We start from the raw sequence: 1,817 nt of genomic DNA on the forward strand, positions 1-1,817 counted from the left end.
AACCCATCGCCAGCAAGATGCGAAGAGCCAGATGGAACAGAGACTTCCTCTTCAAGCTCTTTACTCATATGCGATAGCCCTGCCCACAAGGGGGAGGGTTAGGGTGGGGTCCTCTTCGCAAGAAATCCATATCCTACCCCGCTCTCAGTCCTTCCCATGCCGTGAATACCGAGACCGCAACCAGGAGCAGTCCGGCCGCCCGGCCGGCAAAGGCGGTCGCCCGGGGATTGGCGACCAGCAGATTTCGGCTGCGGCCGGCGGTGACGGCGAGCCCGCCATAGACGGCAAACTGCATGGTGATCGTCATCAATCCCATGATGGAAGCCTGGATCCAGATCGGACCGTAGGCCGGCTTCAGAAATTGCGGATAGACCGCGAAGACGAAGAGATAGGCCTTTGGATTGATCAGGCAGATCACCAGCCCCTGGCGAAACGCCTTCCATGCGGAACGGCTGCCGGCAGGCCCCGCAGCGCCGACCCTGATCGAGCTGCGCATCAGCGACAGGCCTATGAAGGCCATGTAGGCGGCGCCGGCAATCAGCAGCGGATTGTAGAGGATCGGCACGAAATGCATCAACAGGCCGACGCCGAGCGCGCCGTTCAGCGTGTGCACCATGCCGCCCAGCATGATGCCGCCTGTCGCGGCCAGCCCCCTGTTGCCGCCACCGGTCAACGCATTGGCAAGCACGAAAAGCATGTCCATGCCCGGCACGATGATGATGCCGAAAAGGAGGAGACAGAAGAGCCAGAGATTTGCCGCGTAATCCATGTCAGTTGCCCGTCGCCTCGCCCGGCCCGGCCGCAGCGGAATGCGTTGATTCTCAACCCGATAGGCGCTCCTATAGGTCAGCCCAACTGACTATGGTGTGTCAGTTGCGATCGGATGCCGGAGTGAAAATGCGCAAGGCGTCACGCCTGTTCGAGATCATCCAGATCATGCGGTTGGCGCGGCAGCCGGTGACGGCGGCGACGATTGCCGAGCGGCTGGAAGTCACGGTGCGCTCGATCTACCGCGACATCGCGGCACTGCAGGCGATGCGCGTGCCGATCGAAGGCGGGCGCGGCATCGGCTATATACTGCGCCCCGGCTTCGACCTGCCGCCGCTGATGTTTTCGATCGAGGAGATGGAGGCGATCGTCCTGTCACTGGCGCTGCTGGAGCGCACCGGGGACAGCGAGCTCAAGCAGGCGGCCAAGCGCGTCAGCGCCAAGATTGCCGGCGCGGTGCCACCACCCTTGCGCCAAGCGTTCGACGCCAATGCGCTGCATGCCTGGGGGTTCGCCGCGCCTTCGACCGGCGCGATCGATCTGGCGCTGGTGCGCCGCGCCATCCGCGACGAGGAGAAGCTCGACCTCTCCTATCGCGACGAAATGGGCCGCGCCTCCGAGCGGCTCGTCCGCCCGATCGCCCTGATCTATTACGCCGAAACCGCCAATATCGTCGCCTGGTGCGAGCTGCGCCAGGCGATCCGCAATTTCCGCAGCGACCGGATCGAGGATTGCCAGGCGACGGGGCTGCGGTTCAAGGGCGAAGGCGACCGGTTGCGACAGGTCTGGGTCGACGGCTGGGAGACTCCGGCCGCCGGCGGCTGAGGTGACCGCAGATACTTGGCGTGGAAATTTTTTGACCGGTCGGATGGTGCTTACCTTGGCAGGTCGCACGCCTTGGGGATTGGCCGAAACGCCCGTTGCTTCGTCATCCTGGGTCGAAGCAAGGAGCGAAGCGACGCGGGATAGTGTCCTGAAGGTTCTGCAAAAAGTTTTGGAGAGAGAACGGTCGTTGCGCTGAGGCGAAAGCGGCCATGGCACGCTGGTGA

2 protein-coding genes are annotated in these 1,817 nt (G+C 63.3%); one reads left to right on the plus strand and one right to left on the minus strand.

Going from position 1 to position 1,817, the window contains the following annotated elements:
* Window positions 1-133 precede the first annotated feature (133 nt).
* On the minus strand, window positions 134-769 hold the full coding sequence (locus NKJ90_RS33285; protein ID WP_023763218.1) for a LysE family translocator: 636 nt from the start codon (window positions 767-769) through the stop codon (window positions 134-136).
* Window positions 770-897: 128 nt separating this feature from the next.
* Between NKJ90_RS33285 and NKJ90_RS33290 the strand changes: the two genes are divergently transcribed.
* On the plus strand, window positions 898-1,593 hold the full coding sequence (locus tag NKJ90_RS33290; protein ID WP_023763217.1) for a helix-turn-helix transcriptional regulator: 696 nt from the start codon (window positions 898-900) through the stop codon (window positions 1,591-1,593).
* The last annotated feature ends 224 nt before the right edge of the window (window positions 1,594-1,817 follow it).

Source organism: Mesorhizobium sp. M0051 (assembly GCF_040323235.1).
Lineage (GTDB): Bacteria > Pseudomonadota > Alphaproteobacteria > Rhizobiales > Rhizobiaceae > Mesorhizobium.